Raw genomic sequence first — 26,615 nt, forward strand, 5'->3', positions numbered from 1 at the left:
GTAGCCGGTTGCACGCGGGATCATCCGCCTGGTTGCAAGAATCCGGCGGCGTTTCCGACCGTAACTATTCAAGCACCGGTTTAGTGATTTTCATCAGGTACGCCAAGGCAGGGGGCCCGTATTCAGTCATGGACTCGTCATCGGCGTGGATGAGCAGCCGCAGCCAGGAGCCATACCGTTGCAGCCGTCCCAGTTGAAGCGCGGGCTCCAAGCCTGCCCGCAGTTCGGGCAGTGGCGCGTAGTCGGTCCAACACTCGAGGTAGGTCGTGATCACGCGGCGGATGCGGGCGTCGTCGGGCCCGGCCTGCCACTGTTCCATCATGATTCCCAGCGGCACGTACAACGAACTGAACGGATGAGCCCAATAGGCATCCGCAAAGTCAAAGAAGCGCAGCGGATCGGTGCTGGTCCCGGGGATGAACGCGTTGTTCGCGTGGAGATCGTTGTGTTGAAGGGACAGCGGGATGCCGAGCGCCTTCAAGGCGGTGGCGGCCTCTTCGATGCGGGGAACGCTTGCATGAATGTGGTCGGCGGCGGACGCGTCGAGGTGCAGGGGGTGTTCCGGCGGAAGCCCGGTGTGGAGGAGAAGCTGGTTGCTGACGAAGTTTCCGGCAATTGCAGGGTCCATTGATGCGAGTCCCGCATCCATCAACCGCTTCCCATGTGGGACCAGCTTCCGCTGCAGGCCGGCGAAGTCAGTGAGCACTCTGGACCACAGCTGGTAATCCGTGCTTTTCAGGGTTGCCAGAGTTGCCCCGTGGTCCGGTGAAATCATCCAACCACGTGTTGGATCAATGGCCAGCGGTTCAACAACCTGGGCGGGAGCGAGTTCCGCCAGGCAGGCCACAATCGCCGCTTCCTGAAATTGCCCGGGATTGTTTTCCTTGAACCACATGCGGCCGTGATCGGTGGGAACGGTGAACTGTGCCGACCAGAAGCGGGTGCGCGGCTGGTCCAGGGGGCCGGTCTGCACAATGTTGAAAGCTCCGAGCACCTGCCCAATCCAGGTTTGGACCTGGCCACGCCACTCCGGGCTTGCCCAGGTGTGCTGCGGGCGGCCGGGATTCGTCACGGTCCTATTGTGGCATTACTGCTGCGGCTGGGCCGTCTCAAGCGCCCACAAGAGGCGTCCTCCTCCATTGCATGGACGGACGCGATCGGAGAGGACTGTTATCCCTGATCCCGCTCACGGCCGCCCAAACCGTAGCCGCCCCTGTGCAAGGATGAGATCAATTCACAAAATCCTTGAGGAGCAGAAAAAAATGATCACAGTAGCCGGTACTGTCACCACGCCGCTTCCGCCCGAGAAGGCTTTTGCTTTCCTGTCCGAGTTCGAGAACACCAGTTCGTGGGATCCCGGCACGCCGGTCACCGAGAAGCTCTCCACCGGACCGGTTCAAGTGGGGCATCGCTATCACGCGGAGGCTGAGTTTCGGAATAAGCGCCAGCCCATCGAATATGAGGTCACCGAACTGACTGACGGTCACATCCGGCTGCGCGGCGAGAACAAGCGGGTGATCTCCTACGATTCCATTGATGTGGTTCCCTCAGGAACGGGATCGGAGGTCACCTACACCGCGGAGTTCAGTATCAAGGGTGCCGCAAAGATCATACAGCCGGTGTTGAAACCGTTCTTCATGTCTTTGCGTGATCCGGCGCTGGAAGGTCTGAAGAAGAAGCTCGATTCGCTGCACACCTCCTCCTGACCGACGCCGTCGTCCTGTAAGCGGTCTCGCTACGATGGGTGAATGAAACTTCCACTCGCCGGACGCGTTGCCGTCATCACAGGGGTGAGCCGCCGGAAAGGGATTGGCTTCGCTATTGCCGGGCGGCTGGCGGCCATGGGCGCAAGTCTGTTTGTGCAGCACTACGCCCCTCATGACGCGGAGCAGCCGTGGGGCGCCGACGACGTCGAGGGTCTGCTCGGTGAGCTTCGGTCCAAGCTCACCGAAGGCGCCCGCCTTGGCCACGCGGAGATTGAATTTTCCCAAGATGATGCTGCCGATCAGCTTGTTGACACTGCCAGCGCTCAGCTGGGACATCTGGACATCCTGGTTTGCAACCACGCCCGCAGCGGCGGCGACGGGCGTTTGGCAGAGATGACTGCGGCGCGGCTGGACGCTCACTGGCAGGTAAACACCAGATCCACACTGCTTGCCACACGGCGTTTCGCCAACCAGCACGATGGGCGGCCCGGTGGGAGGGTCATTTGGATGACCTCCGGGCAGATGCAGGGCCCCATGAGCGGCGAGATCGCCTACGCAACGTCAAAAGCTGCGCTGGCCGGGATCACCTTGTCGGTTGCCAACGACCTGATCGACCGCGGAATCATCCTCAACACGGTAAACCCCGGTCCGGTCAACACCGGGTACCTCGATGAGGACACAGCTGACCGGCCCGCCGAGGTGCTGCAGTCCGTACTGGCGCATTTCCCCGGCGGAAGGTTCGGTGAGCCCGACGACCCCGCCCGGCTTATCGCCTGGCTGGTCAGCGACGACGCACGGTGGATCGTAGGCCAGGTAATCAATACAGAGGGTGGCTTCCGCCGGTAGGGACTGGGTGCGACGACGTCGTTCCCTACGCCAGTGCGGCACTCACCGCAGCTTCCGCATGAATCGCCGTCGTGGGGAAGAGCGGGACGTTTGTATGCTCCTGGGAGATCAGCAGTTCGATTTCGGTGCAGCCGAGAACCACGCCTTCCGCGCCCCGCTCGCTGAGGTCCTGAATAATCCGCACATACTCCGCCCGGGAGGAATCGGAAACAATCCCTACGCAGAGCTCTTCGTAGATGATCCGGTGAACAACCGTCCGGTCCGCTGCGGCAGGGGTCAGGACGGTCAACCCGTGGGCAGCGAGTCCATCACGGTAGAAGTCCTGTTCCATGGTGAACGCAGTACCCAGCAGGCCGATGGTCCCCATGCCCCTGCCGGCCACTGTGGCCCCCGCCGCATGAATCAGGTTGATAAAAGGAACGTCCACGGTTGCCTCGATGGCGGGTGCCACCTTGTGCATGGTGTTTGTGCACAGGATCAGGAGTTCAGCGCCCCCGCGGACAAGTTCGACGGCGGCGTCTGCCAACACCGCGCCGGCCTCATCCCATCTGCCCTCGGACTGCAGGGTCTCAATGCTGGCAAAATCCACCGACCGAAGGAGGAGATCGGCGGAGTGAAATCCTCCCAGCCGCTCTTTTACAAGTTGGTTGATCAACCGGTAATACTCCGCGCTACTCTCCCAGCTCATGCCGCCCAGCAGCCCGATTCTCAACATGCACCCATCATGGCACTGCCGCCTCCCGGATGGTCAGCGGCTCGATTCGCTCCGCGCAGGAAGCCCGTTCCAGCGTACCCACCCGATTGTTCCGACCGGTGTCGTCACACCAGTCAAGGTTGTGCGGATACGCGGAGACCCCGGCTTCGCCCGCCGGCGCGTTGGCGGGCATCGTGAATTCGTAGCTGAACCCGCCGTCGTCGTTCATGGGCGCGAGCGCCTCGACAAAGGGTTGACCGCGGACCTTCTGCACCACAATCTGGATCTGCGCGTCCTCGCCGTAGCGCGGGTTGCAATCGGCAGCGGGTGCAGAAACGGTGACCTTTTCGCTCGCTTCGGCAATGGATGGATCGACGGTGTACGCCGGCGGGAAGCACGGTGGGGCAAACTCTGGGCCGATGTAGGAACAGCCGGGAATGGTGACCAGCAGCGTGGCAGACACCAGGGCGAGTGTGCGGGTTCGGAGCACCATTCCCCCAGTATGGCAAGGTTGCAACAATGCGGCAGTACTGCGGGCAAAAGTTCCCGCATTGTCACCGCAACCTATAATTGCCTATGACCTCCGCTGGTGTGCCACTGGACTATATCCGCGAGCAGATCCTCGCGATCTCACTGCAGGAACCGCTCGTCCGGGAGAATGAACCGGACGCCGTTCACCACATGCGGGTGGGTACGCGCCGTCTGAGGTCAGTGCTCGCTACCTACCGAACGCTGCTGGGGAATGACGACGACGTCGCGCACCTCCGAGCCGAGCTCAAGTGGTTGGCAGGTGTCCTTGGAAGGGCACGCGATACCCAGGTAATGCACCAACGGTTGCGTGAGTTGATCAACCGGGAAGCCGCGGAGCTGCTGATGGGTCCGGTGGGCAGAAGTGTTGACGTGGAGCTCACCGCCGAGTATCAGTCGGCACACGGGCAGGCAGTCGAAGCACTCGACACTCCCAGGTATTTTAAACTGCTTCGGGCGCTGGATGAATTTTCCGCCGGGTCCACGGCATTGGCCCCAGGCAGCGCCGGACGACTGGTCCGGAAGGAACGGAAAAGGCTGCGGAAGGCAGTCCTTCGGTGGAAGGATGCGTCGGATGAGCAGCGCACTGATGAGTTGCTGCATGTTGTCCGCAAGCAGGCCAAACGGCTCCGTTATGCCGCCGAAGCAGCGGAGGGCCGGAAGGCAGCCCGCCTGGCCCGGCCGGCCCACAAGCTCCAGCGAATCCTTGGTCACCATCAGGACAGTGTGATGGCACGTGGGCTCTTGCGGCGCCTCGGCGCTGAGGCCCATCTCAACGGCGAGAACGGCTTCAGCTTTGGCCGGCTGCATGGACTGGAGCAGTGCAGGGCAGCGGTCGCCGAGCGCAAATTTGCGCAGGCCTGGAAGAAGTTCCAGCGCAGGTAGTGCAGTCTCAGCGCTGGTCAGTCTGCAGGCCTGCTTGCCTTGCCGTCCAGCCACAGCTCGTCGCTGTCATCACGGTGGGCGCCAGCTGTTCCTACATGTTTCGAGTCAATTCGTGGACCGTTCTTGATGACATGAACAAGCGCCATCGCATGGCCGCGTCCAAGTCCGTAGTCCTCCTTCAGCCAGTCGACGATTGTGCCCGCCTTTGTCGCCGGGTCCTTGAACCCCCGCTCTCCGGCCAGCGTAATCAGCTGACGTGGTGTCAGCCCGGTCTTGACTTCGATGGTGTCTAAATACGCTTGAAATGACATGAGATTGATTCCTTGGTGTTGTACCGGCCGTCGACTGGGCGTCAGTGCCTAACCCTCTTGACGCATCAACCAGCCGGAAGTCATCGATCAGTGAAATGAAAGTATTGACAGAGCGCTAGTTAAACCTAGTACTGGGAGCGGTCACAGTGGGCCAGAGCCGGTTCCGGCCGTTGGTCTACTGGGAACCAGCGTGGCTCCCCGTGCGTGGAACCACGTGGGCAAGCGCGGCCGGCATGCACTACGGCAGCGACCATGCCCAGCCGGGCAACCCTTGGGCAAACCAGGCGCTTTTTGATTACAGCGGAAATGCCCTGCCTTCCCTCGAAATCTTCCGATCCCTCAACACCGAACAGCGGGCAGGACACAAATGATCCAGGTAAACATCACGGCAAAGCAGGACTGGGAGCGGGTCCTGGAGGAGGCCGAACTTCGCCTTCGCCCGGCCGCAGAGCAGGAACAGTGCGGAATCTTGGTCACCCGGCTGTCTCCGGCGTCCTACACGGTTGCACTGGATGCCCATACTCCCTATGGCATGACCGACATGCGCGACCGGCAGGGATAGGCTGTGTCTGTGATCAAGATGCCCGACCGGCGCCGGCCAACCATCGATGACGTGGCTAAAGAAGCCGGCGTTTCGCGCGGAACGGTATCGCGGGTGCTCAATGGGCCACTGGGTCAGCCCGGACGCCTTGACTGCGGTCAATAAGGCGATCAAGAAGACCGGTTACCGAATCAACCCGCACGCCCGCAGCCTCGCCACCAGCAAGGCCAATACGGTCGCGTTCCTGCTGGGCGAAGCCCATGAGAGGCTCTTCGAGGACCCCAATTTTTCGGTGCTGATGCGAGGGGCGGCACAGGCGCTTTCAGAGCATGACATTTCGCTGGTGCTCATCATGGCAGGAACACCGGCCGAACAGCGGCGGGCAAAGGATTTCATCCTGGGTGGCCATGTGGACGCCGTGCTGCTGGTCTCCTCGCACTCACGCGGCAAGACGATCGTGGAAGACATCTATAAGGCGGGCATCCCGATCATTGCCTGCGGGATTCCACTTGGGCATGAAGGCCAGGTCGGCTACGTCGCCGCGGATGACTTCAACGGTGCGCGTGAAATGGTCGCCTACCTGAAATCCTCCGGACGAACGCGCATAGCAACCATTGCCGGCCCCATGGACACGCCGGGCGGCATCGGTCGGTTGAAGGGATACCGCGAGGAGCTCGGCAGCGACGTCGATGAGGCGCTGATTTCGCAAGGCGACTATTCCTTGAAGAGCGGCAAGCGCGCCATGAAGGCCCTGCTCAAGGACACCCCCGCGATCGATGCGGTGTTCGCGGCCAATGACCTCATGGCCAGAGGTGCAATTGAGGAGATTCAGGCTGCAGGAATGCGCGTTCCTGAGGATCTTGCCGTCGCCGGTTTTGATGATTCACCAGTTGCGGTTGCCAGTGACCCGGAAATCACCACGATGCGGCAGCCGTTTGAAAGGATCAGCCAGGAAATAGTGCGGCTCCTCGTCAGCCTGATTCAGGGACAGCAACCTGCGGCCGTAACGTTGCCCACCGCCTTGGTCGTTCGTGATTCAATAGTTCAGGGGACCCAGCGACTGTTGGCCTGAAGTCCGCACCGCGGTCAGGGCAAGTTCGCTAGCCCCAGTACGACGGCGGCTGTTGCCTTGACGTCCAGGTCACCAGTGTCGATGACCGCGTCGTCGACATCCGCGGCGTGAAGGATCGATTGGAGCTCGCCGGCTCGGTTCAGGTGCCAGTTCAGGGCCGAATCGCCGGGCACATGGCGGCTCTGCAGCCTCTGACGCAGGATCTCAAGGGGAGCGTCGAGCCGGAGAACGGTCAGCTGAGAGTCTTTCAACGCAGCCTCGTAAAGGACCCGGTCCTCCGCTCTCTCAATTACACCCGCAAGAATCATGACCTCAACACCGGCTCTGCTGAAGTTCGGCGTGATGGCGGACAGGTTGTCCATTTCCAACTGCTGATTGAAGGGATCTTCGCCAGGTGCAGGCCAGGCACGGCGTAACCAGTCGAGATCAATCACCGCGTTCGGAACACCGGCCCGCGTTAGGCGGTCGCCAACCTCTTCCGCGACCGATGTCTTTCCCACCCCCACCGTGCCGTTGATAAATACGCATCGCATCCGCACAGCCTATGCGTGGGCCCTCGTCAGCGCAGTTCAAACCCGATGGATCCGGGTACGGTGTTCAGCATGGATGTTCACCCCAGCGACCTCATCGACGCCGCGGCCGAGGTGCTCAAACCTCATGTCAACGGCGACCGGCTCTTTGGCGACGTGGGCGCAGCGCTGGTCAGCGGGAGCGGCAGCGTCTTCCGGGGAGTATGCATCGACACCGGTTCCGGCACTGGGTTCTGCGCCGAGCACAGCGCCATCGCGGCGATGGTCACTGCCGGCGAGTACCGCATCCGCAGCATCACCGCGGTGTGGCGCGACGACGTCGGGCGCTTGTTTGTCCTGCCACCCTGCGGCCGATGCCGCGAGTTTATCCGGCAGATGGATCCGGCCAACATCGATACCAAGGTTGTATTGGGCCGCGACCGAATCCGTCCACTCAGCGAATTGCTGCCGGAGCACGAGTGGCCGGAGCCGGTCGACTCTTACTCCAGCGATACGCCTGGGCCCGCTGCGCCTGCCTGAGTCTGCGGGGCGCTACGCTGGGCCCATGGCAAATGAGGACGATGTCCGCCTGCTTGCGCTGTCCCTGCCGGCCACCACGGAGCGGCCGTCCTACGGAACGTCGGGATACCGGGTGAAAGACCGGCTGTTAGCCCGGATTCATGAAGAGCCCGGGGTGCTGGTGCTGTGGCGTGCCTCGGTGGAGGAAAAGTTTGAGCTGATTGCGGCTGACCCGTCCAAGTTCTTCACCACCCCGCACTACGACGGCCACCCGATTGTTCTGGCGCGCCTTGCTGCCATGGGTCTGGACGAATTGGATGAGTTGATCCGTGAGGCATGGGAGTACAAGGGCGCCCCGCGCACTGCGTGACCGCCTGTAAGTAGACCACACCTGTAGCCCCGATTCATCGCTATATTTCGGCTGATTGTGAATGATCTGTTGACTCGTGTAGATGACGGTGTCAGACTGGCTGATCAGGCACTCAGCAACTCTCCGCACCTGGCCCGCCTTCCCGGCCGGCCGTCTCCCGAAAGGCAATGATGTCCCTCTCGATCGGAATCATCGGAGCCGGCCAGTTCGCCGGCCAGTTCGCAAAACTATTCAAGCTTCACCCCGGGGTGGGCAATATCCACGTCACCGACGTCCTGCCCGAGCGCGCAACGGAGCTAAGGGACCGGCTGGGTCTTGACGGCACGTTTGCGGACTTTGACGCGGTCCTTGCGTCCGACGTCGACGCCGTTGCTATCTTTACCCAGCGTTGGACCCACGGCCCACTTGTGGAAGCCGCCTTGAGAGCTGGCAAGCACGTCTACTCCGCAGTTCCGATGGCCATCAGTGAAGACGAGATCTCCCGGATCATCGAGGCCGTGCGGGAAACCGGTCTGACCTACATGATGGGCGAGACCAGTTTCTATAACCCGGCCACCATCTACGCCCGCAACCAGTTGGCCGAAGGAAAGTTCGGCCGCGTTTTCTACTCCGAGGGAGACTACGTCCATGACATGGACCTCGGTTTCTATGACGCCTACAAGTACAGCGGCGGCGCAGACTGGAAGCAGACGGCCAGTTACCCCCCCATGCTTTACCCCACCCACTCCATTGGTGGAGTGCTCGGAGCGCTGCCCACTCATGCGGTGAGCGTGAGCTGCCTGGGCGTGCGGGACAATCGCGGCGACGGCGTGTTCGATAAGACGGTCAGCATGTTCGACAACGACTTTTCCAACGCCACAGCACTGTTCGAACTGGCCGACGGCGGCACCATGCGTATCAACGAGATGCGGAGGGTGGGTTACCCCAGCCACCTGCGGGAATCCCGCTTCCGCTTTTTCGGTACCGAGGGCAGCTTCGAACAGCTTGCCAAGGTCACCGTGTGGCAGGACAAAGAGGGAGTTCACGACATCTCCGACCTGGTGGAAACTGCTGCGACAATGTCCGAGGATGACCCAGCCTTGGAGAACGTTGCCCCCGCTTTGCGAGACGCCTTTATGTCCGGCCTGTCCAAAGTGCACGACGCCTCACGGCTTCCGGAGGAGTTCCGAGGCGCCCCCAACGGTCACGAGGGAAGCCACCACTTCCTGGTCGACGACTTCGTGACGGCAGCAACAAACGGAGCAGTGCCAACGGTCAACGCCTGGGTAGCTGCACGGTTCACCCTTCCCGGAATCATCGCGCACCAGTCAGCGCTTCAGGACGGCGCCCGGCTGGCGGTGCCCGACTTTGGCGATGCCCCCTCTACAGTGGAACCAAATGGCTCGGGGAACACGTCCGAGCCCGTAAGCGTAGACGGCTGACAGGAAGGCCTATGGTGGAGCTGGCGCCGGAAAGCACTCAAAGGCCCAGGGTGACAAGGCAGGACGTTGCCCGTTATGCCGGCGTCAGCTCCGCCGTCGTCAGTTATGTGGTCAATGACGGACCCAAAAAGGTTGCGCCGGCCACTGCTGCCCGCGTGGTCGATGCCATTGAGGTGCTCGGTTACCGTCCAAACGCCGCGGCGAGGGCTTTGAAGCTGGGATCCCCGGAGATGTTGGGACTGATTGTTCCGGACAGCACCAACCTTTTCTTCGCCGAGATGGCGCATGCTGTGGAGCAGGCCGCATCTGAACGCGGCTACGCGCTGCTTACCGCAAATTCGGCAGCAAGCCTCACCAAGGAAAACAATCATCTGCGAAACTTCAGATCGAGGCAGGTCGATGGCGTGTTGCTGGCGAGTGGGCTGTCGGATCCGGATCTATCCCAGCTGGTGGGTAGTGACATGCCCGTGGTGCTGTTGAACCGCTCCGGTCCGCGCGAGGGGATTCCAACAATCGGAGTGGACTTCCGCACCGGAGCAGCCACTGGCGTGCGGCATTTGGTGGAGCACGGACACAAGGATATTGGGCTCGTGATGGGGCGTGACGCTTCGTCACTCTCGGACGACCACCGCGAGCTGGGGTGGCTCGACGCGCTTCAGGAGGCTGGCCTGCCGGAGGGTCCTATTGTCCGGACATCTTTTGACCGCGAGGGCGGATACAGTGCCGGTCGGCGGATGTTTTCGGGCCCGCGTCGACCGTCTGCAGTGTTTGTCAGCTCCGACATGCAGGCAGTGGGCGTGATGAGAGCCATCCACGAACTGGGACTGTCCGTGCCCGAGGATGTGGCGATCGTTTCCTTTGATGGCTCGCCGGAGGCCGAGTACAGCTGGCCTCCGCTCACCACGCTCAAGCAGCCTGTCCGCGAGATGGCGGAAGACGCCGTCAAGATGCTTACCTCACGCACAGGCCCCCCGGCCGGCGATCACCACGTTTACGCGACCGAGCTGGTCATTCGGCGTTCCTGCGGGTGTGTTCAGCCCAGCTTCGAGGGCCGCGAGCCGTGATCTGACGCTTCAAGCTCTTCCGGTCCGGCAACGTGTTCACTGCCGCGCCAGCGGGCAATCGCCGTCATGCCGTGGAAGATCACCAGTGCTGCCGCGGTTCCAAGGGCGATCCCTTCGAAGGTCAGGTCGCCCACCGTCCAGGTGAAGTTTGCGATACCGATCACAAGGGCAATTCCGGCGGTGGACAGATTGATGGGGTTGGAGAAGTTGACCTGGTTCTGCACCCAGATCCGCACTCCCAGAATGCCGATCATCCCGTAGAGCACCACCCCCGCGCCGCCAATGACGCCGGCAGGTACGGTAGCGATCAGCGCGCCGAATTTGGGAAACAGGCTCAGGAGGACGGCGATGACTCCCGCCACCCAGTACGCCGCCGTTGAATACACCCGCGATGCCGCCATGACCCCGATGTTCTCGGCATAGGTTGTGGTGCCCGACCCGCCGCCGGAACCGGCCAGCATGGTGGCCAGCCCATCCGCCATGAGTGCCCGGCCGGTTACCGGATCGAGGTTGCGGCCGGTCATCGCTGCCACAGACTTCACATGGCCGATGTTTTCCGCCACCAGCACCAGTACCACCGGGACAAAAAGTCCAATGACCGAGGGGTGGAAGGACGGCGCCATGAATTCGGGGAGGCCCACCCACGCCGCGTCATTGATGGCGGCGAAGTCCACCTCGCCGCGGAGCATGGCAACCAGATAGCCCACCAGAACACCGATCAGGATGGAAAGGCGGCCCAGAATGCCTTTGAACAGCACCGTAACCAGGAGGATCGATACAACGGTGACGAGCGCGGTAACGGGTGCCTGTTCGAAGCTGGCTTTGGCTGTTGGTGCCAGGTTCAGGCCAATCAACGCCACAATGGCACCCGTGACGATCGGCGGCATGACCAGCTGGATCCAGCGTGAACCCGCCTTATGCACCACCGCTCCGATGACCGCAAGTACTGCGCCCGCCATGATGATTCCGCCCAGCGCCCCGGCCGGCCCGTGCTGCCCCTGCGCCGCAGCGATCGGCGCAATGAACGCAAAGCTGGATCCCAGGTAGCTCGGCACCCGCCCGGCCGTGATGATGAGGAACAGGATGGTTCCGATTCCCGAGAAAAACAGGGTGGTGGATGGTGGAAAGCCCGTGATCAGCGGAACCAGGAACGTAGCCCCGAACATTGCCACCACGTGCTGCGCCCCGATGCCGATGGTGCGCGGCCAGCTCAGACGTTCATCCGGGGCGACAAACTGCCCGGGCATCACATTCTTTCCGTCGCCGTGAACTGTCCAGTTGGTTCCGAGTCTGCTCATGGCTGTGCCTTCCGTGGCGAATTAGTCTCAGAGGATCCTACCGTTGGCTGTGTCAACCACCGATAACGCCGTCGACCAAGGCCCTCGCTTCAGTCTGAACCTGCTTCAGGTGGTCAGCTCCGAGGAAGGACTCCGCGTAGATCTTGTAGACATCCTCCGTGCCGGAGGGCCGTGCGGCAAACCAGGCGTTCTCCGTGGTCACCTTGAGCCCACCGATGGGTGCACCGTTGCCGGGCGCCTCGGTGAGGCGGGCGGTGATGTCCTCTCCGGCGAGGGTGGTGGCCAACACGTCCGACGGCGCCAGCTTGCCCAGCGCTGCTTTCTGGTCCCGCGTGGCTGCCGCGTCAATGCGCGCGTAGACGGGGGCGCCGAACCGCTGGGTCAGTCCCTCATAGTGCTGCGAGGGCGTCCGCCCGCTGACGGCGGTGATCTCGGATGCCAGCAGGGCAAGCAGGATGCCGTCCTTGTCGGTGCTCCAGGGCGACCCGTCGTGGCGTAGGAAGGAGGCGCCGGCCGACTCCTCGCCGCCGAACGCCAGTCCGCCGGACAGCAGGCCGGGCACAAACCATTTGAAGCCCACCGGTACTTCTTCCAGTACACGCCCCAGGTCCGCTGCTACCCGGTCAATGATCGACGACGACACCAGCGTCTTTCCCACCACCGCGTCAGCGCGCCACTGTGGCCGGTTCCGGTAGAGATAGTCGATGGCGACTGCGAGGTAGTGGTTGGGGTTCATCAGACCCGCGTCCGGGGTGACAATCCCATGCCGGTCCGCGTCGGCGTCGTTCCCGGTTGCGATGTCGTAGTCCGAGGCACGCGAAATCAGCGACGCCATGGCGGACGGCGATGAGCAGTCCATCCGGATCTTCTCGTCCCAGTCCAGCGTCATGAATGCCCATTGCGGATCCACTCGGGGGTTGACCACGGTGAGGTTGAGGTTGTGGCGCTCGGCGATGGCACCCCAGTAATCCACCGATGCCCCGCCCATGGGGTCCGCCCCGATGTGCAAGCCGGAGCTGCGGATAGCCTCCAGGTTGAGCACGTTCGGGAGGTCCTCGACGTAGTGCTGCAGGAAGTCATAGGTGCCGATGCCATCCGCCTGCAGTGCCTGGCTGGTGGACATCCGATTGACGCCGCGCAGGCCGTCCTCCAGCAGTTCGTTGGCGCGGGCTGCAATCCAGTTGGTCGCGTCGGAATCGGCGGGTCCGCCGTGGGGCGGGTTGTACTTGAAGCCGCCGTCGCCGGGTGGGTTGTGCGACGGAGTGACGACGATGCCGTCGGAGGTATCGGTGTGCGCAGCGTTATAGGCGAGGATGGCGTGCGAAAGCGCTGGCGTGGGCGTGAAGGCGCCCCGCGCGTCGATCTTCACCGCGACGTTGTTGGCCGCGAGCACCTCCAGCGCCGTGTTCTGCGCCGGCTCGGAGAGGGCGTGGGTGTCCTTGCCCATGAACAGGGGGCCGGTGATGCCCTGACCCTTTCTGTATTCGACGATTGCCTGGGTGATCGCGGCGATGTGTCCCTCGTTGAAGGAGGACTTCAGCGAGGAGCCGCGGTGCCCGGAAGTGCCAAAGGCAACCCTCTGCGCCGGGTCGGCAAGGTCGGGTACGACGTCGAAGTACGCGTCCAGGAGTGCGGTGACATCAATGAGGTCGCTGGGTTGGGCAACAGTGCCTGCTCGGGTAGCCATGGCAACAGCATGTCAAAGAACGACGACGTTTACAGCAGTCCGGGTCAACGGTGGCGGATGTTACGGGTTGCGTAGAGAACAGTTGGGGCATCAAACCAAGGCCTGCTCGGCGAGGATGGCATCGATCTGTCCCATTGCCTCCTTCATGCCCTCCTCCATGCCCATGGTCACCATCTTCTCCAGCTGCTCAGCGCTTTCGAACGTCGACAGGATCGTCATCCGGGTGCGGCCGCCTGTCGCAGCGAGGGTGACGGCGGCGTGGGTCTCGCCCATTTCTGCAACCGGTTCCCAGTGCTCGTCGGCGAAGCCGTCGTCGAACTCGAGCTTGTTCGGAGCATCAATGGCGGTGAACTTCCACCAGCCGCGGGCTTTTTCGCCGTCGGGGCCAGTCATGAAATAGGTGGCACCACCGCCGGGCGTGAATTCGTGCTTCTCGAATGTTGCCGGCCAGGTGGGCGGACCCCACCAGCGCTCAAGCTGGCGGGGATCCTCCCAGATGCGCCACACCCGTTCAACGCCTGCGTTGAATTCGGCCACGATGGTGAGGCTGAGGGCCTCGGCATCCTTATGGGAACTGATGACACTCATAGTGGTTCCTTCCTATTCTTCAGGTTCTTCAGTGAGGATGTCGGCGATGCGGTCAACCCGCTGGCGCCAGATCATCTCGTACTCGTCGAGCAGCTGGCGTGCTCTTTGCACCGCTTCGCGATTGCCACGAACAATCTGCTCCCTTCCGCGCTTTTCCTTTGTCACCAGGGAAGCGCGTTCCAGCACCGCCACATGCTTCTGTACCGCAGCGAAGCTCATGGTGTAGTGCGTCGCGAGGGCGGATACGGAATATTCGCCGGTGATGACCCGGGCGATGATGTCGCGCCGGGTAGCATCCGCCAACGCCTGAAAGAGGCGGTCCACATCGGCGTCACTCAACTGATCTACAACCATATGGTTGTACGTTAGCCTTGCCGACTGTCGGCGTCAATAGTGTGTGATGGGGTTCACAATCATTATCGTCCCGCATAGGCTCGAAATATCCGGTCTCCATTGGACGTCCACCCTGACTGCGCAATCCGCAGCACAAACTCAGTGGGCGTTCTCCTTTAGGAAGGTATGTCTATGTTCGCTCGATTTTTTGGTGCGCTCATGATGAGCGTGGTCTTGGCAGTGAGTTTGGGGGCAGTGGCATCAGCCCACGACGACGGCAAAGGTGCTGTCCACTCTCCGTCAATGGAAGCGCAGGAATGGGAGTTTGAGAATGTGGCAGGGGGAAGAGCCAATGAGAAGGGCAATGCGCCGCGCGGGCATGCCCCGTGCATCAATGGCATGGCCGCAAAGACCTTCCCCTGCGATGGCGTCGACATGATGAGTCACCTCACACGTGCAGACCTCGGTCTGAGCTTCGTCAACGACATCTGGGGCTGGACCGACACCCAGACCGGCGATGAGTACGCGATGGTCGGCGGCATCGAAGGAACTGTTTTCGTCAACATCACCGATGCTAAGCGTCCGCAGGTTCTCGGAATTCTGCCAACTCATTCGACTGAGGGCGGTGACGTCTGGCGTGACATCAAGGTACACGCCAACCACGCGTACGTCGTATCTGAGCACACTGATCATGGCATGCAGGTTTTTGACCTTACCCAACTTCGCGGCCAGGACGCTGGCGATCGGGTCTTCGAGGAGACCGCTCATTACGGTGAGTTCGGAAGCGCGCATAACCTAAACATCAACGAAGATTCAGGATTCGCATATGTTGTGGGCTCCGGAACATGCGACGGCGGGTTGCATATGATCGACATCACTGACCCAGCCAGTCCCGCTGCAGCCGGCTGCTACTCGGAGTCCGGGTACATTCATGACACGCAGTGCGTCACCTACCAGGGCCCTGACGCGACCTACCAGGGCAGGGAGATCTGCTTCAACTCCAACGCCGAGAACACCCCAGCCGGTCTTGAGAACACGTTGACCATCAGTGACGTCACCGATAAGGCCAACCCAGTGACTCTCTCAAGAGTGTTCTATGACAACGACGGTTACAGCCACCAGGGCTGGCTCACTCCCGATCAGGGTTACTTCCTGCACGGCGACGAGCTTGACGAACAGCGCAGAGGAATCAACACCACCACGCGCGTGTGGGATGTCCAGGACCTGGAAAATCCTGCGGTGATTGGTAACCACGACAACGGAACCACCTCAATCGACCACAACATTTACACGAAGGGTGACCGCGCGTTTGCCTCCAACTACACCTCGGGTCTGCGCATTTTCGACACTGCCAACGTAGCGGACGGCACGCTGAGCGAGGTCGGTTTCTTCGATGTGTACCCGGAGAATGACAACGCCACTTTCGAAGGCGGCACGTGGAGCAACTACCCCTACTACACCCAGAATGTGGTAGCGGTGGCCAGCATCGAACGCGGGCTGTTCCTGCTTAAGCCACGGGGTAACGTGGGCGGCTAGGCTAATCGCCTCAATCGGTCCGCAGGGGTCCGCACCGGATGGTGCAGGACCCCTGCGGTGTCTGTGCCCGGCGGCGGATCCTCGGCGGATATGTCGCTAGAATGACGGGATATTGCAGCGTGCGGCAGGCAGGCTCAGCCGACACTCTGAGGACAGGAGCATTGTGAACAGCACCAGGCTCTCTCGCCGCGAGGCGGGCATTGGCTACGCGCTCCTCGCACCCAGCCTGTTTGGCATCGTGGCTTTCCTGATCTTTCCGATCCTCGTGGTGATCTGGCTCAGCCTCCAGCGCTGGGATCTGTTGTCACCGGCGCGGTTTGTGGGATTCGAAAATTTCTCCTCGGTGTTCAGTGACGCATCCTTTGCGCGTTCGATGATTGTTACCCTTTTGTTTGTTGCTCTGGTGATTCCGTTGCAGACCGGGCTGGGACTTCTCGCAGCGACCCTCCTCACCCGGGGGCTTCCGGGGTCCGGATTCTTCCGGGTCATCTACGTCATCCCCTGGATCTCGGCTCCACTGGCCCTCGGCATCGTGTGGCGATGGATCTTTGCGCCCACAGACGGAGCCCTGAATGAAATATTGGGCGTCAATATTGAGTGGTTGAGCAGCCCCGCACTTGCGCTCCCCGCCGTCGCCGTTGTGAGCATCTGGTCCCAGGTGGGCTACGTGACGCTTTTCTTTATGGCGGGCCTGGTTGCCATACCGGAGCAGACTGTTGACGCTGCCCGGATCGACGGGGCAAACAGCTGGCAGATTTTCTGGCGGATCAAGCTGCCGCTGCTGCGTCCTACAATGTTTTTTGTCTTGGTGACCGGCGTGATCGCGAGCTTCCAGGCTTTCGACACGATTTATGCGCTGACTCCCGGCGGCGGACCACAGGGAACCACCGAGGTCATCGCCACCAAAATCTACAGCGAGGCATTTGAAGCGTTCAACCTGGGCAGAGCGTCCGTGATGGCGCTGGTTCTCTTCGTGGTCTTGGTAGCCATTACGCTGCTCCAGCAGTTGTACTTCAGGAAAAGGATTACCTATGACCTCTCCGCGTGAGCCTGGAGCCACCCTTACCCCCAAGGGTGGTGGCGAGCTGGATGTGCCGGGCAGGACGGCCGATCCCAGGCGGAAGCGCCGGGCAGCGGACCGCATTGCTCCGGGCCGCAATGCCGTCATCTACCTGGTGCTGATTGCTGGCCTGGCCATCACCGTTGCGCCGTATGTGCTGAGCATGATGACGGCGTTCAAGACACCTGGGCAGTTTGCCCGAGAACCCGCGCTGTCGCTGCCGTCACCATTTACGTCGGAGAATTTCGCCGAACTTTTCGGCGGTGCCAACAGTTTCATTCCGCCGATAGTGGTTACCGCCCAGGCGGTGGTGGTGATCACCGTGGGGCAGATTCTCTTCTCGGTGTTGGCAGCATATGCGTTTGCGCGCATCAAGTTCGTTGGTCGGGACACCATATTCTGGTTGTACCTGGCAACGCTGATGATTCCGCAGATTGTTACGTTGATCCCCCTGTACACCATCTTTTCGGAACTGGACCTTCGGAACACCTTCTGGGGGCTGGTACTGCCATTCATTTTCGGCTCGCCCTACGCAATATTCCTGCTGCGGGAGTTCTTCCGGGGGATCCCGGAGGACCTCATCAGTGCCGCCCGCTTGGATGGTGCTGGCACAATCCGAATCCTGTGGTCCGTCGTCGTGCCGCTGAGCCGTCCCATCCTCGCAACGCTGACGATCATCACGGTTGTGAGCCACTGGAATAACTTTCTCTGGCCGTTGATTATCACCAGTGGGAATGAGTGGGAGACCATCACGGTGGCGACCGCGGCGCTTCAGACCCAGTACAACGGAAACTGGACGCTGGTGATGGCCGCGACCACCATTGCGACGGCGCCGCTCCTGGTGCTGTTTGCGATCTTCCAGAAAAACATTATCTCTTCGATAGCCATCACCGGATTCAGATAAGTCAGCCGAAAGCCAAGGATAACGAAATGAAAAGAAACGCACGTTCCGCTTCACTGATTCTCGCTTCTGCAGCGGTGGTGGCGCTCAGCGCCACGAGCTGCTCGCCCGCCGCGGACCAGGGCGGCACAGCCGACGGCGATCAGGTGACAGTTACTGTCCGCCTCTGGGACGAGCAGGTGCAGGCCGCCTACGAGAAATCCTTCGAGCAGTTTGAGTCCGCGAATGAGGACATCAATGTGGAGACGGTGATTGTCCCCTTTGCCAACTACACCGAGAAGCTGCGCACGGACGTCTCCGCCGGCAACGTGGATGACATCTTCTGGGTCAACTCCTCCACCTTCGGCGCCTACGCTGACAGCGGGAACCTGCTGGAGATCGGCTCCGAGTTTGACTCGCTCAAGGGCGACTGGGTGCCCGCAGCGATCGAACAGTACACCCGCGATGATGTCCTCTGGGGCGTTCCGCAGCTGACCGATGGCGGGATCGCCATGTACTACAACAAAACAATGATCGAGGAAGCGGGCGTGGACCTCACCGACCTTTCTTGGCACCCCACCGACCCCGCCCAGGATACGTTCCTCCCGGCAATGCAGAAGCTGACTGTCGACGCGGAAGGGCGGACGGCGGAAGACCCGGAGTTCGACGCCAGTCAGATCGAGCAATACGGTTACAACGCGGCGCTGGACCTTCAGGCCATCTACTTCAACTACATCGGGTCCAACGGCGGCACTTTCCAGGAAGATGAGACATTCACCTTCGCAGGGGACAAGAGCGTCGAGGCATTCCAATACGTTGTCGACCTCATCAATGAGCACCAGGTGTCGCCCTCGGCAGCCAACACCAATGACAACGGAAGCTTCTCCCGCGATCAGTTCCTTCAAGGCAATATGGCCGTCTTCCAGTCCGGAACCTATAACCTCAAGAACGTGAGCGACGGCGCGGACTTTGAGTGGGGAATTGCTCCCATCCCAGCCGGGCCTGAAGGACGCGTCAGCGTGGTGAACAACATCATCGCCGCAGGCAACCCGGACTCAGAAAACCTCGAAGCGACCACACGTGTGCTGCAGTGGATGGGCTCGGCCGAGGGTGCCAGCTTCATCGGTGCCGAAGGAGCGGCCCTTCCCGCCGTCGTTGGGGCTCAAGACGCTTACAGCGAGTACTGGGAGGCGCAGGGAGCGGACCCAAGCCAGTTTGCGCTCGCCGCCGAAGGGGAGACCATCGGGGCGCCGGTCGGCGCCAACTTCAATGAAGCGGCCACCGCCTGGACCCCAATCTTCAACGAAATCTTCCTCGGCCGCACCCCGGTAGGGGAGGGTCTCCAGGAGGCGGAGGATCTAGCCAACGCAGTCGGTGAGTAGGTTCGGCTCCGGGGGCCACGGTCAGGTCCACGATCTCAGTTCAGCGGCCGCGTGCCCTCCGGTAGGGCGCCGTCGTTCATGATCTGTTCAGCAGCATCTGCAAGGGCGGTCAGTGCAACACGCTGCGTCCACGGGCCGTAGGAGATGCGCGCGACGCCGAGTTCCTGAAGCTTTGAGGGCGCAAGTGAGCCAGGCACATTGATCACACTGACCCGGTTGCGGCCAATACCCTCCACCAGTGCACGCACCGTTGGCTCATCCAGCCTGCCCGGAACAAATGCGCACGCCGCTCCGACGTCGATGAAAGCACGGCCCCGTTCGACGGCGTCGGCCAGGACATCCGACGGGTCGCGGTCCTGCCCCTTGAGGAAGGCGTCAGTGCGGGCATTGAGTACAAAGTCCACGCCTTCGGCCTGCCCCGCCTGGACCACTGAGCGCATTTGCTCGACGGCGTCAGCCAGTGGCCGCATCTGGTCCTCAATGTTTGCACCAACAATCCCCACGCCGATTGCCCTGCGCACAGTCTCGCCGGGATTGCCGTAGCCAGCTTCCAGGTCGGCGCTGACCGGCAGCTCTGTTGCCGAGGCAATCCGCCCTACGGCTTCGATCATGAGGTCTACCGGAATGTTCTCGCCGTCCTCGTAGCCGAGGGATGCCGCAATGGAGTGACTGGCCGTTGCCAGCGCAGTGGTGCCGGGTAGATCAGCGATGACCCTGGCGGTAATCGCATCCCACACGTTGATCATCTGGAGGACTTCTGGTGCTTGGTGGAGTTGGAGCAATTGCGTGGCCTTGGCCGGATTAGGTGTAGTCATAGGCCCAGCGTATCCGGCCGTGGGTACCATACCCCGTGCGTGCCCGGCGCTATCAACGAGCCCTGGAAAGTGACTCTTGACACGTGTTAGGAAACGGCAGTACGCTACCTAACACGTGTTAGAAAGGATTGACAATGGCGTCAGAACAGCCACCCGGAAGCGACCAGCACAGCGTCGCCCAGACTTTCAGCCTTAAGAACAAGTCCCTCGCGAAAGCCGGGGATCTCTCCCGCCGCACTCTTCTGGGCGCACTGGGTGTCGGCGCGGTGGGTGCCACCCTCGGCGCGTGGCCCCGCCTCACCGGTGCCGACATCCCTGGACGCAACAGCTCCGCGCTGAACGTGGCCATTCTTGGGACCTCAGCCGACGCGGCGGCCCGGCAGGCCCTTGTCGACGAGTTCACCAGCCTCCACCCCGACATTCCCGTCCGCATTCAGGCAATCCAAGGCGCTGACTGGCGGGACTTCTTCTCCAAAATCCTCACCATGGTTGCGGCCGGCGACCCACCCGACGTGGTCTACGTCGCTACCGAGGGCGCGCAGCTGTTCGCCGAGAAGCTGGCCGAACCGCTCGACGCCTACCTCACCCAGGACGCGGCTGACGTCCAGGACTACTTCGACGATGTACACCCCAGCCTCATCGAAGCGTTCATGTACCAGGGCAGCCTCTATCAGCTTCCACTCGACTGGAACGCCGCCAACATGTACCTGAACACAAGCGCTCTTGAAAGGGCTGGACTGGAACGGCCGGCGGACAACTGGACCAACCAGGACTTCACTTCCATGATGCGCGCCATGAAGCAGTCGACCGAGGGCAGCTTCACGCCGTACTACTGGACCAACCGTCTCTTCGGTGGAGTGGTGCCGTGGCTCTACGCCAATGACACCAGTTTCCTTACCGAAACCAAGGCAACCGGCGGCAACTGGTTCTGGGACCGGTTCTACGCGGATGATCCCACGAAGAACCAGCGCAGCGGCGGCTACCAGTGGCTTGAGCCGAACGCCGAAGATCCCCGCGTCATCGAAACCTTCGACTACCTCCGCGAACTCGTCGCAGAGGGGCTCGGAGTCAGGCCCGAAGGAGGAGGCGGCAACGCCCTCGTAGGCCTCTTCGCCAGCAGCCGCATCGGCGCCACTCCTGCCGGCGGCTACTGGGTTCAGGGCCTCCACGAAGCAGGCATGGGTGCAGACGAGTTCGATGTCCAGTTCTTCCCCAGCTGGCGTACCCAGCGCCACCAGTTCGGCGCGGCCGGCTACGCGATCATGCGAACGGCGAAGGACAAGGACGCCGCCTGGGAATGGGTCAAGTTCTGCGCCTCCAAACCGGCCATGGAACTCGCCTTCCCCACACCAAACACCACCCCCACCCGCCGCTCCATGGTTAACCAGCAGCTCTACTCCACCACCGGACCGGAGCACTGGAAGACCTTCTACGACACGTTGGACAAGTTCCCCACCTCGGGCCCTATCCCGGCGCCGCCGCAGCAGGCCGCTGTGGAAACCGCACTCATGAAAAACGTGTCGACAGCAGTCAGCGGATCATCCGCGCAGGTCAGGTCTGCCATGGGCACCCTCCAACGCGATTTGGAACTGGCACTCAGGAGCAACGCATGAGCACCCCAACACTGAAATCAAGTACGACGACGGCGTCCCGGCGCACACAGTCAGCCCGCCCCGAGCGGGACAAGCCCAAGCGACAGCAGTCACTGGCCGAGCGCCTGATAGTGCCGCTCTTCCTGGCGCCCACAGTCATTGGCATGGCGATCTTCACGATCATTCCCATCCTCGGCTCCATCCTGCTGGCGTTCTTCCGCTGGGACATCATCTCGGCTCCGGAGTTTGTTGGCTTCGACAACTTCACCAGCATCGTCAATGATCCAACGATCAGCGTGTCCTTCCTCAACACCATCCTCTTTGTGGTTGTTGCGGTGACGCTGCAACTCGGCATTGCGCTGGCGCTCGCGGTCATGATCCAGGGCCGCATGCCCGGCTGGTTGAGGGTGTTCTTCCGGTCCGCCTTCTTCTTTCCGCTGATCCTCTCCGCAGCGTCGGTATCCATCTTCATGGGTTACCTCTTCAACGAGCAGTTCGGTGTGGTCAATTGGATGCTCTCACTGATCGGGATCCCTGCAGTGCCGTGGCTGACCACCCCCGGTGGTGCTGCCGCCGTCGTCGTACTGGTGTATGTGTGGCAGAACTTCGGCTTCTCCTTCCTGCTCTTTATCGGCGGGCTGGCCTCCATTCCCAAGGAAGTCCACGAGGCTTCGTCGCTGGATGGCGCAACCGGCTGGAAGCAGTTCATCAATGTGACGCTGCCGCTGCTCAGTCCCACCGTGCTGGTGGCGTCAGTGATGGCGATGATCAACGCGCTGCAGGTTTTCGACCAGCCTTACGTTCTCACCCGCGGCGGACCCGGGGACAGCACCCGCACCGCAGTCATGGTCATCTTCGAATCTGCCTTCCAGCAGCTTGAATTTGGCCGTGCATCAGCCATTGGCCTGGTGCTCATGGCGCTGATCATGGCCATCACCGCCCTCCAGTTCCGGCTCAGCCGCAAATTCGTCTTCTACCAGTGAGTGAGAAAGCAATGAGCACACTTACCGTTCCACGCCAGGACCAACGTCGGACCCCGCGCAGGCCTTTCCGTATCGGCAGACCCGGCACCATCGGCCGGATTGTCATTCTTCTGGTCGCCGCGGCGCTGACCCTCGGCCCGGTGATGTGGACCTTGTCCACCTCGCTGCGGACGCCGTCGGAGTCGTTCAATCTGCCACCTCAGTTCCTGCCTCTGAACCCGGATCTCACGTCCTACTTCCAGGTGTTCGAGCAGATCAACATGGTGGCGCTGGTGGTCAACAGTGCCCTGGTGACCCTGATGATCGCAGTGGGCCAGATGGGTACTGCGGCACTTGCCGGCTACGCCTTTGCCCGGTTGAAGTTCACGGGCAAAAACATGATGTTCTCGATTGTGCTGGCCACCATGATGGTGCCGGTCCAGGTGACCATTGTTCCCGTCTTCATGCTGATCCGTGGCATGGGCCTGTCCGATACGTTGCTCGCGCTGATCCTGCCAGCGATCCCCACGGCGTTTGGGACCTTCCTCATGCGGCAGTATTTCCTGGGCCTGCCCAACGACTTTGCCGAGGCCGCATCGATTGATGGTGCCTCGCCGTGGCGTACGTTTGTGTCCATCTACGCGCCGCTGGCGGTTCCGGGTATGGCGATCGTGGGAATCCTGGCCTTCAACTTCCATTGGAACGAGTTCTTCCGGCCGCTCATTCTCACCATTTCGGAACAGAACTACACCCTTCCACTGGGTCTGGTCACGCTGCAGGGCAACCTCGGTACAGGCAGCATTTCCGTAGTCCTGGCCGGCGTCATCCTGTCCATGCTTCCGGCCCTGGTGGTCTTCATCTTCGGTCAGCGGGCACTCCGCGAAGGTCTGACCGCCGGCGCCAGTAAGTGATTTCCGAGAAAGGAACCCCTTGAATACCATCTCCACAGTTGTTGATACGGCCTTCCCGCTGCTCCACCCGCGCCCCGCGCAGGGCTGGCTCAACGACCCCAACGGCATCTGCTTCCGCGACGGCCGCTGGCACGTTTTCTTCCAGCACAACCCGGAGTCCGCCCGGCATTCATCGATTGCGTGGGGACACATCAGCTCCGGGGACCTCCTCCACTGGAACGAGGAACCCGTTGCGCTGCGCCCCCAGCCGGGTGGACCGGATGCGTTTGGCTGCTGGACCGGTGTAATGGCCGACGACGACGGCGTCCCCACCGCCGTATACAGCGGCGTCAAGGACAGCAGCGGGTCATCCCGGGTGACGCTCGCCCGGGGCTCCTCGGATCTCTCAAAGTGGCGGCAGGACGGTGAAACCGCGGCCGGCATGCCGGACGATCCGCTGGTTACCGCCGTCCGGGATCCCTTCCTGTTCACCTATAAGGGTCGCCGTTTCGCCATCCAGGGTGCGGGCCTGGCTGACGGTCGCGGTGCACTTCTCCTCTACAACGCGGCGGATCTGGCGCACTGGGAGTACCTGGGGATCTGGCTCACCACCGCAGATCCTGTTGCTGCCGAATTTGCTTCGTCAAACATCTGGGAGTGCCCACAGATCGTTGAAGTGGACGGCCGGTGGCTGGTCATCGTTTCGCTGTGGCAGCTTCGCGATCAGCACCATCACCTGTCCGGCGTGGGTCATCTGATTGGCTCAATGCACGACGACGGTGGCCTCCCTGTCTTCGTCCCCGAGGCCGGTGGCCGCACTGACGAGGGCCCCGATTTCTACGCACCTCAGCTGGTGGCGCTGGAGGACCGGGCGGTGCTGTGGGGGTGGTCCTGGGAAAGCCGCTCCGAGGAGGCAGCGGACGCGGCGGGGTGGGCAGGCCTGCTGACATTTCCGCGGGAGCTCAGCATTTCCAATGATTGTCTCGTGGTGGCTCCCGCCCGCGAGCTGGTGGGTTACCGCCGTCGTCCGCTCGAAGCTAGACCAAGCGACGAAGGAGCGTTCCCCGGTGATCGACCAAGCGACGAAGGAGCGCGCGGAGATCAAGTGATCAACCTGCCGTCCCCTGCGGAGGCCGTGGTGTCTCCTCTCGGTGATCGACCGTCCCGCGGTGATCGACCAAGCGACGAAGGAGCGCGCGGAGATCAAGTGACCGTGGCACTCAAGCTGGTGTCGCCGTCGTCGTCCCGCGTTGTGTACTCCTCCACAGGTTCGGCGGGCGTCCAGGTGTTCGTCGACGCATCGATCGTGGAGGTGTACCGCGAAGGAACGACGGCGGTGACCCTGCGGGCGTATCCCGAAGCGGATGAGAAATGGGTGCTTGAAGTGACCGGCGACGCATCGGTGGACGCCTGGGAGCTGGGGCTGTAACCGGTGATCGACCAAACTCGCTCTGGCGAGTGCGTGGAGATCCAGTGACCGAGGCTCATCGGGTCCCCACGTGGGGTTGGCGGCCTTAACCAATCCCGGACCGGGGCACCGGTCCCGTTGATGCCCGCTCGATCAACGGGCAGTGCACCAGCACCTGGCCGGGCGTGGAGAATGCCCTGCCGTCCAGCTCATCCAGCACATGGTTCACGGCGAGGGCGCCGATTTCGGCGTGGGGCAGCGCAACAGTGGTGAGTGCGGGTACAAGATTGGCGGCCACATACTGCTGGTCGTCATAGCCGATGACCGAGAGCTCCTCGGGCACTTTGATCCCGGCCGCTGCGGCAAACAACAGCACTCCGGTGGCGACGCGGTCGTTTGCGCAGAGTATGGCTGTGGGGCGGTCCGGGGCGGTGAGCACGGCTTCAGCGGCCCGGTATCCCTGAGCAATATCCCATCCGGTGACCACCACTCGCTGCTTTTCGCGTGCGAGACCGGCCGCTTCCATCGCCTCCCGGTACCCCTGCTCGCGGAGGGGCGCCGCGTCGTCGTCGTCCCCGCCCAGCAGTGCAATGCGCCGGTGACCCAACCGCAGAAGAAGTTCCGCGGCGGAGCGGCTGCCTTCTACCTCCGATGGAACCACGCTCATAAGCTGGTTGAGCGGATCGAAGCAGTTGGCCAGAGCAGCGGGCTGCGTCAGCAGTTGTTGGGGCACGGTGAGCGAGCGCAGCCCTCCGGTGGCGTAGATCAACCCGTCAACCCGGCGGTGCTGGAGAGACTCGATGGCCAGCTTGTCCCGCTCCGGAATGCGTTCCGTATCAATCACCAGCACCATGTGGCCACGGGCGATCGCCGCGTTGGAGGCACCACTAACCAGACGTCCTGCGAAGGGGCTGGTGACAATTTCGTCGGTGATGATGCCAAGCGTTGAGGTTCGCTGGTTGCGGAGGCTGACAGCCACGGGGTTGGGGAGATAGTTCAGCTCTTTCGCAGCAATCCTGATGCGATCCTGCCCCTCCTTGGACACATTTCCGTTGGCGTTGCCGTTCAGAACCATGGATACGGCGCTGCGTGAAACTCCTGCCAGCTTGGCAACATCGAGTGCGGTTGCTTTGCGCGCGGCCATGCGGCTCCTAACATTGAGCGGTTCAGGGTATGACAGCAGTGTACCTAATACGTGTCAGGGTGGGTCACGCTGTTGAGCATAGAGCCTACTGTCGAATAGATTCACCAACCGTGCCTGCACCTGGATCGATGGAAGCCTAGGCCAAAGCCGGCTCCGAGAAGCAGCACTGAAGGAAGGATGTCCAGCACATAGTTCGGTGTTGTGCCCACGCGCAGGAACAGGAGGTATCCCACCGACAAGGACGCAAGGGCGGCGGTGATCAGCACGTTCGCGCCGAATCTGGCGATGAGCCTGTCTGCAAATGGCGCGCTGAACACCACCACGAGGCCGGCGGGAAGCAATGCCATCGCCAAGTTCAGTGGTTCCCAGCCAAGAACGGACTGGAGATAGATAGTGAGGATGAACTGGAAACTGACGTAGGAGCCAAACAGTGCTTAGCGCTCAGATTCGCGCGGGCCACGAACCCCTGCAGCAGGATGCCGAAGCTGATGCTTGGCGCGCAGCTCGATCACCGTGAACGCCGCACCAGAGCCTCCCGCGGTGCGGCACGGGCATAGTCGCGGTGCCGAGCCGG

31 protein-coding genes are annotated in these 26,615 nt (G+C 61.9%); 19 read left to right on the forward strand and 12 right to left on the reverse strand.

Annotated features, from left to right (window positions below; genetic code table 11):
• Positions 1-64: 64 nt before the first annotated feature.
• The gene (locus Y708_RS0120905) at positions 65-1,072 is read right to left on the reverse strand and encodes a phosphotransferase family protein (RefSeq protein WP_028281414.1); all 1,008 of its coding nucleotides are present in this window, start codon (positions 1,070-1,072) and stop codon (positions 65-67) included.
• A gap of 190 nt (positions 1,073-1,262) precedes the next feature.
• Between Y708_RS0120905 and Y708_RS0120910 the strand changes: the two genes are divergently transcribed.
• Positions 1,263-1,706: an SRPBCC family protein gene (locus Y708_RS0120910; RefSeq protein WP_028281415.1), complete on the forward strand. Its 444-nt coding sequence runs from the start codon at positions 1,263-1,265 to the stop codon at positions 1,704-1,706.
• Positions 1,707-1,748: 42 nt separating this feature from the next.
• A complete protein-coding gene (locus Y708_RS0120915) occupies positions 1,749-2,552 on the forward strand; it encodes an SDR family oxidoreductase (RefSeq protein ID WP_028281416.1) in 804 nt (267 codons plus the stop codon).
• 25 nt (positions 2,553-2,577) lie between these two features.
• Here the strand turns inward: Y708_RS0120915 and Y708_RS0120920 are convergent, their stop codons facing one another.
• Entirely contained in the window at positions 2,578-3,267 is a 690-nt protein-coding gene (locus Y708_RS0120920; protein ID WP_028281417.1) for an aspartate/glutamate racemase family protein, read from the reverse strand.
• 7 nt (positions 3,268-3,274) lie between these two features.
• The gene (locus tag Y708_RS30605) at positions 3,275-3,739 is read right to left on the reverse strand and encodes a hypothetical protein (RefSeq protein ID WP_216699861.1); all 465 of its coding nucleotides are present in this window, start codon (positions 3,737-3,739) and stop codon (positions 3,275-3,277) included.
• A gap of 83 nt (positions 3,740-3,822) precedes the next feature.
• Between Y708_RS30605 and Y708_RS26950 the strand changes: the two genes are divergently transcribed.
• Entirely contained in the window at positions 3,823-4,659 is an 837-nt protein-coding gene (locus Y708_RS26950) for a CHAD domain-containing protein (protein WP_051479253.1), read from the forward strand.
• Between the two features lie 17 nt (positions 4,660-4,676).
• Here Y708_RS26950 and Y708_RS0120935 read toward each other — a convergent pair whose 3' ends face one another.
• A complete protein-coding gene (locus Y708_RS0120935) occupies positions 4,677-4,970 on the reverse strand; it encodes a DUF4287 domain-containing protein (protein ID WP_028281419.1) in 294 nt (97 codons plus the stop codon).
• 146 nt (positions 4,971-5,116) lie between these two features.
• Between Y708_RS0120935 and Y708_RS0120940 the strand changes: the two genes are divergently transcribed.
• From Y708_RS0120940 to Y708_RS26960, 4 genes are read left to right on the forward strand one after another with little or no spacing between them, the layout of a single operon-like run.
• Complete coding sequence (locus tag Y708_RS0120940; RefSeq protein WP_028281420.1) at positions 5,117-5,341, forward strand: glycosyl hydrolase 53 family protein; 225 nt, start codon at positions 5,117-5,119, stop codon at positions 5,339-5,341.
• A complete protein-coding gene (locus Y708_RS26955) occupies positions 5,338-5,532 on the forward strand; it encodes a hypothetical protein (protein WP_035777130.1) in 195 nt (64 codons plus the stop codon). The genes Y708_RS0120940 and Y708_RS26955 overlap by 4 nt, the downstream gene beginning before the upstream one ends.
• Positions 5,533-5,550: 18 nt before the next feature.
• Positions 5,551-5,676 carry a LacI family DNA-binding transcriptional regulator gene (locus tag Y708_RS31605; RefSeq protein ID WP_343213006.1) on the forward strand — a complete coding sequence of 42 codons (126 nt, stop codon included), beginning with the start codon at positions 5,551-5,553 and terminating at the stop codon, positions 5,674-5,676.
• A complete protein-coding gene (locus tag Y708_RS26960) occupies positions 5,633-6,583 on the forward strand; it encodes a LacI family DNA-binding transcriptional regulator (protein ID WP_343213005.1) in 951 nt (316 codons plus the stop codon). Before Y708_RS31605 ends, Y708_RS26960 begins: the two co-directional genes overlap by 44 nt.
• Positions 6,584-6,597: 14 nt before the next feature.
• Here the strand turns inward: Y708_RS26960 and Y708_RS0120955 are convergent, their stop codons facing one another.
• Positions 6,598-7,116, reverse strand: a complete 519-nt coding sequence (locus Y708_RS0120955) for an AAA family ATPase (RefSeq protein WP_051479254.1) — start codon at positions 7,114-7,116, stop codon at positions 6,598-6,600.
• A 69-nt stretch (positions 7,117-7,185) separates the two neighbouring features.
• Here Y708_RS0120955 and Y708_RS26965 point away from each other — a divergent pair, with 69 nt between their 5' ends.
• From Y708_RS26965 to Y708_RS0120975, 4 genes are all read left to right on the forward strand, one after another.
• Entirely contained in the window at positions 7,186-7,632 is a 447-nt protein-coding gene (locus Y708_RS26965) for a cytidine deaminase family protein (protein WP_081747106.1), read from the forward strand.
• 25 nt (positions 7,633-7,657) lie between these two features.
• Positions 7,658-7,981 carry an MmcQ/YjbR family DNA-binding protein gene (locus tag Y708_RS0120965; protein WP_028281422.1) on the forward strand — a complete coding sequence of 108 codons (324 nt, stop codon included), beginning with the start codon at positions 7,658-7,660 and terminating at the stop codon, positions 7,979-7,981.
• Between the two features lie 170 nt (positions 7,982-8,151).
• Entirely contained in the window at positions 8,152-9,402 is a 1,251-nt protein-coding gene (locus tag Y708_RS26970) for a Gfo/Idh/MocA family protein (protein WP_051479256.1), read from the forward strand.
• An 11-nt stretch (positions 9,403-9,413) separates the two neighbouring features.
• On the forward strand, positions 9,414-10,466 hold the full coding sequence (locus tag Y708_RS0120975; RefSeq protein WP_028281423.1) for a LacI family DNA-binding transcriptional regulator: 1,053 nt from the start codon (positions 9,414-9,416) through the stop codon (positions 10,464-10,466).
• Here Y708_RS0120975 and Y708_RS0120980 read toward each other — a convergent pair.
• The 4 genes from Y708_RS0120980 to Y708_RS0120995 all read right to left on the reverse strand — a co-directional run bounded on the left by Y708_RS0120980 (position 10,436) and on the right by Y708_RS0120995 (position 14,393).
• A complete protein-coding gene (locus tag Y708_RS0120980; protein ID WP_028281424.1) occupies positions 10,436-11,764 on the reverse strand; it encodes a uracil-xanthine permease family protein in 1,329 nt (442 codons plus the stop codon). The genes Y708_RS0120975 and Y708_RS0120980 overlap by 31 nt on opposite strands.
• A gap of 52 nt (positions 11,765-11,816) precedes the next feature.
• Complete coding sequence (pgm, locus tag Y708_RS0120985) at positions 11,817-13,451, reverse strand: phosphoglucomutase (alpha-D-glucose-1,6-bisphosphate-dependent) (protein WP_028281425.1); 1,635 nt, start codon at positions 13,449-13,451, stop codon at positions 11,817-11,819.
• Between the two features lie 90 nt (positions 13,452-13,541).
• Positions 13,542-14,039 (reverse strand): SRPBCC family protein, encoded by a 498-nt coding sequence (locus tag Y708_RS0120990; RefSeq protein WP_028281426.1) that lies wholly within the window; start codon positions 14,037-14,039, stop codon positions 13,542-13,544.
• Positions 14,040-14,051: 12 nt separating this feature from the next.
• Positions 14,052-14,393, reverse strand: a complete 342-nt coding sequence (locus Y708_RS0120995) for an ArsR/SmtB family transcription factor (protein WP_028281427.1) — start codon at positions 14,391-14,393, stop codon at positions 14,052-14,054.
• 171 nt (positions 14,394-14,564) lie between these two features.
• Between Y708_RS0120995 and Y708_RS0121000 the strand changes: the two genes are divergently transcribed.
• The 4 genes from Y708_RS0121000 (at position 14,565) to Y708_RS0121015 (ending at position 19,230) form a co-directional block, all read left to right on the forward strand.
• Positions 14,565-15,908: a choice-of-anchor B family protein gene (locus Y708_RS0121000; protein ID WP_035777131.1), complete on the forward strand. Its 1,344-nt coding sequence runs from the start codon at positions 14,565-14,567 to the stop codon at positions 15,906-15,908.
• A gap of 163 nt (positions 15,909-16,071) precedes the next feature.
• On the forward strand, positions 16,072-16,956 hold the full coding sequence (locus Y708_RS0121005) for a carbohydrate ABC transporter permease (protein WP_028281429.1): 885 nt from the start codon (positions 16,072-16,074) through the stop codon (positions 16,954-16,956).
• The gene (locus tag Y708_RS0121010; protein WP_081747101.1) at positions 16,940-17,872 is read left to right on the forward strand and encodes a carbohydrate ABC transporter permease; all 933 of its coding nucleotides are present in this window, start codon (positions 16,940-16,942) and stop codon (positions 17,870-17,872) included. Before Y708_RS0121005 ends, Y708_RS0121010 begins: the two co-directional genes overlap by 17 nt.
• 26 nt (positions 17,873-17,898) lie before the next feature.
• Positions 17,899-19,230 (forward strand): ABC transporter substrate-binding protein, encoded by a 1,332-nt coding sequence (locus tag Y708_RS0121015; RefSeq protein ID WP_028281431.1) that lies wholly within the window; start codon positions 17,899-17,901, stop codon positions 19,228-19,230.
• Between the two features lie 35 nt (positions 19,231-19,265).
• Here Y708_RS0121015 and Y708_RS0121020 read toward each other — a convergent pair whose 3' ends face one another.
• Positions 19,266-20,045, reverse strand: a complete 780-nt coding sequence (locus Y708_RS0121020) for an isocitrate lyase/PEP mutase family protein (RefSeq protein WP_028281432.1) — start codon at positions 20,043-20,045, stop codon at positions 19,266-19,268.
• A 134-nt stretch (positions 20,046-20,179) separates the two neighbouring features.
• Between Y708_RS0121020 and Y708_RS0121025 the strand changes: the two genes are divergently transcribed.
• From Y708_RS0121025 to Y708_RS0121040, 4 genes are read left to right on the forward strand one after another with little or no spacing between them, the layout of a single operon-like run.
• Complete coding sequence (locus Y708_RS0121025) at positions 20,180-21,658, forward strand: extracellular solute-binding protein (protein WP_028281433.1); 1,479 nt, start codon at positions 20,180-20,182, stop codon at positions 21,656-21,658.
• Positions 21,655-22,620, forward strand: a complete 966-nt coding sequence (locus Y708_RS0121030) for a carbohydrate ABC transporter permease (protein WP_028281434.1) — start codon at positions 21,655-21,657, stop codon at positions 22,618-22,620. The genes Y708_RS0121025 and Y708_RS0121030 overlap by 4 nt, the downstream gene beginning before the upstream one ends.
• An 11-nt stretch (positions 22,621-22,631) precedes the next feature.
• Positions 22,632-23,510, forward strand: a complete 879-nt coding sequence (locus tag Y708_RS0121035) for a carbohydrate ABC transporter permease (RefSeq protein WP_028281435.1) — start codon at positions 22,632-22,634, stop codon at positions 23,508-23,510.
• A 19-nt stretch (positions 23,511-23,529) separates the two neighbouring features.
• Positions 23,530-24,918: a glycoside hydrolase family 32 protein gene (locus Y708_RS0121040; protein WP_028281436.1), complete on the forward strand. Its 1,389-nt coding sequence runs from the start codon at positions 23,530-23,532 to the stop codon at positions 24,916-24,918.
• A gap of 85 nt (positions 24,919-25,003) precedes the next feature.
• On the opposite strand, the gene Y708_RS0121045 is transcribed toward Y708_RS0121040, so the two are convergent.
• Positions 25,004-26,041, reverse strand: coding sequence for a LacI family DNA-binding transcriptional regulator (locus Y708_RS0121045; protein ID WP_028281437.1), 1,038 nt, complete (start codon positions 26,039-26,041; stop codon positions 25,004-25,006).
• A 101-nt stretch (positions 26,042-26,142) separates the two neighbouring features.
• Complete coding sequence (locus Y708_RS31335; protein WP_275451127.1) at positions 26,143-26,472, reverse strand: MFS transporter; 330 nt, start codon at positions 26,470-26,472, stop codon at positions 26,143-26,145.
• Positions 26,473-26,615 lie beyond the last annotated feature (143 nt).

The sequence above is a fragment of the Arthrobacter sp. H5 genome, from assembly GCF_000520595.1.
Lineage (GTDB): Bacteria > Actinomycetota > Actinomycetes > Actinomycetales > Micrococcaceae > Arthrobacter_D.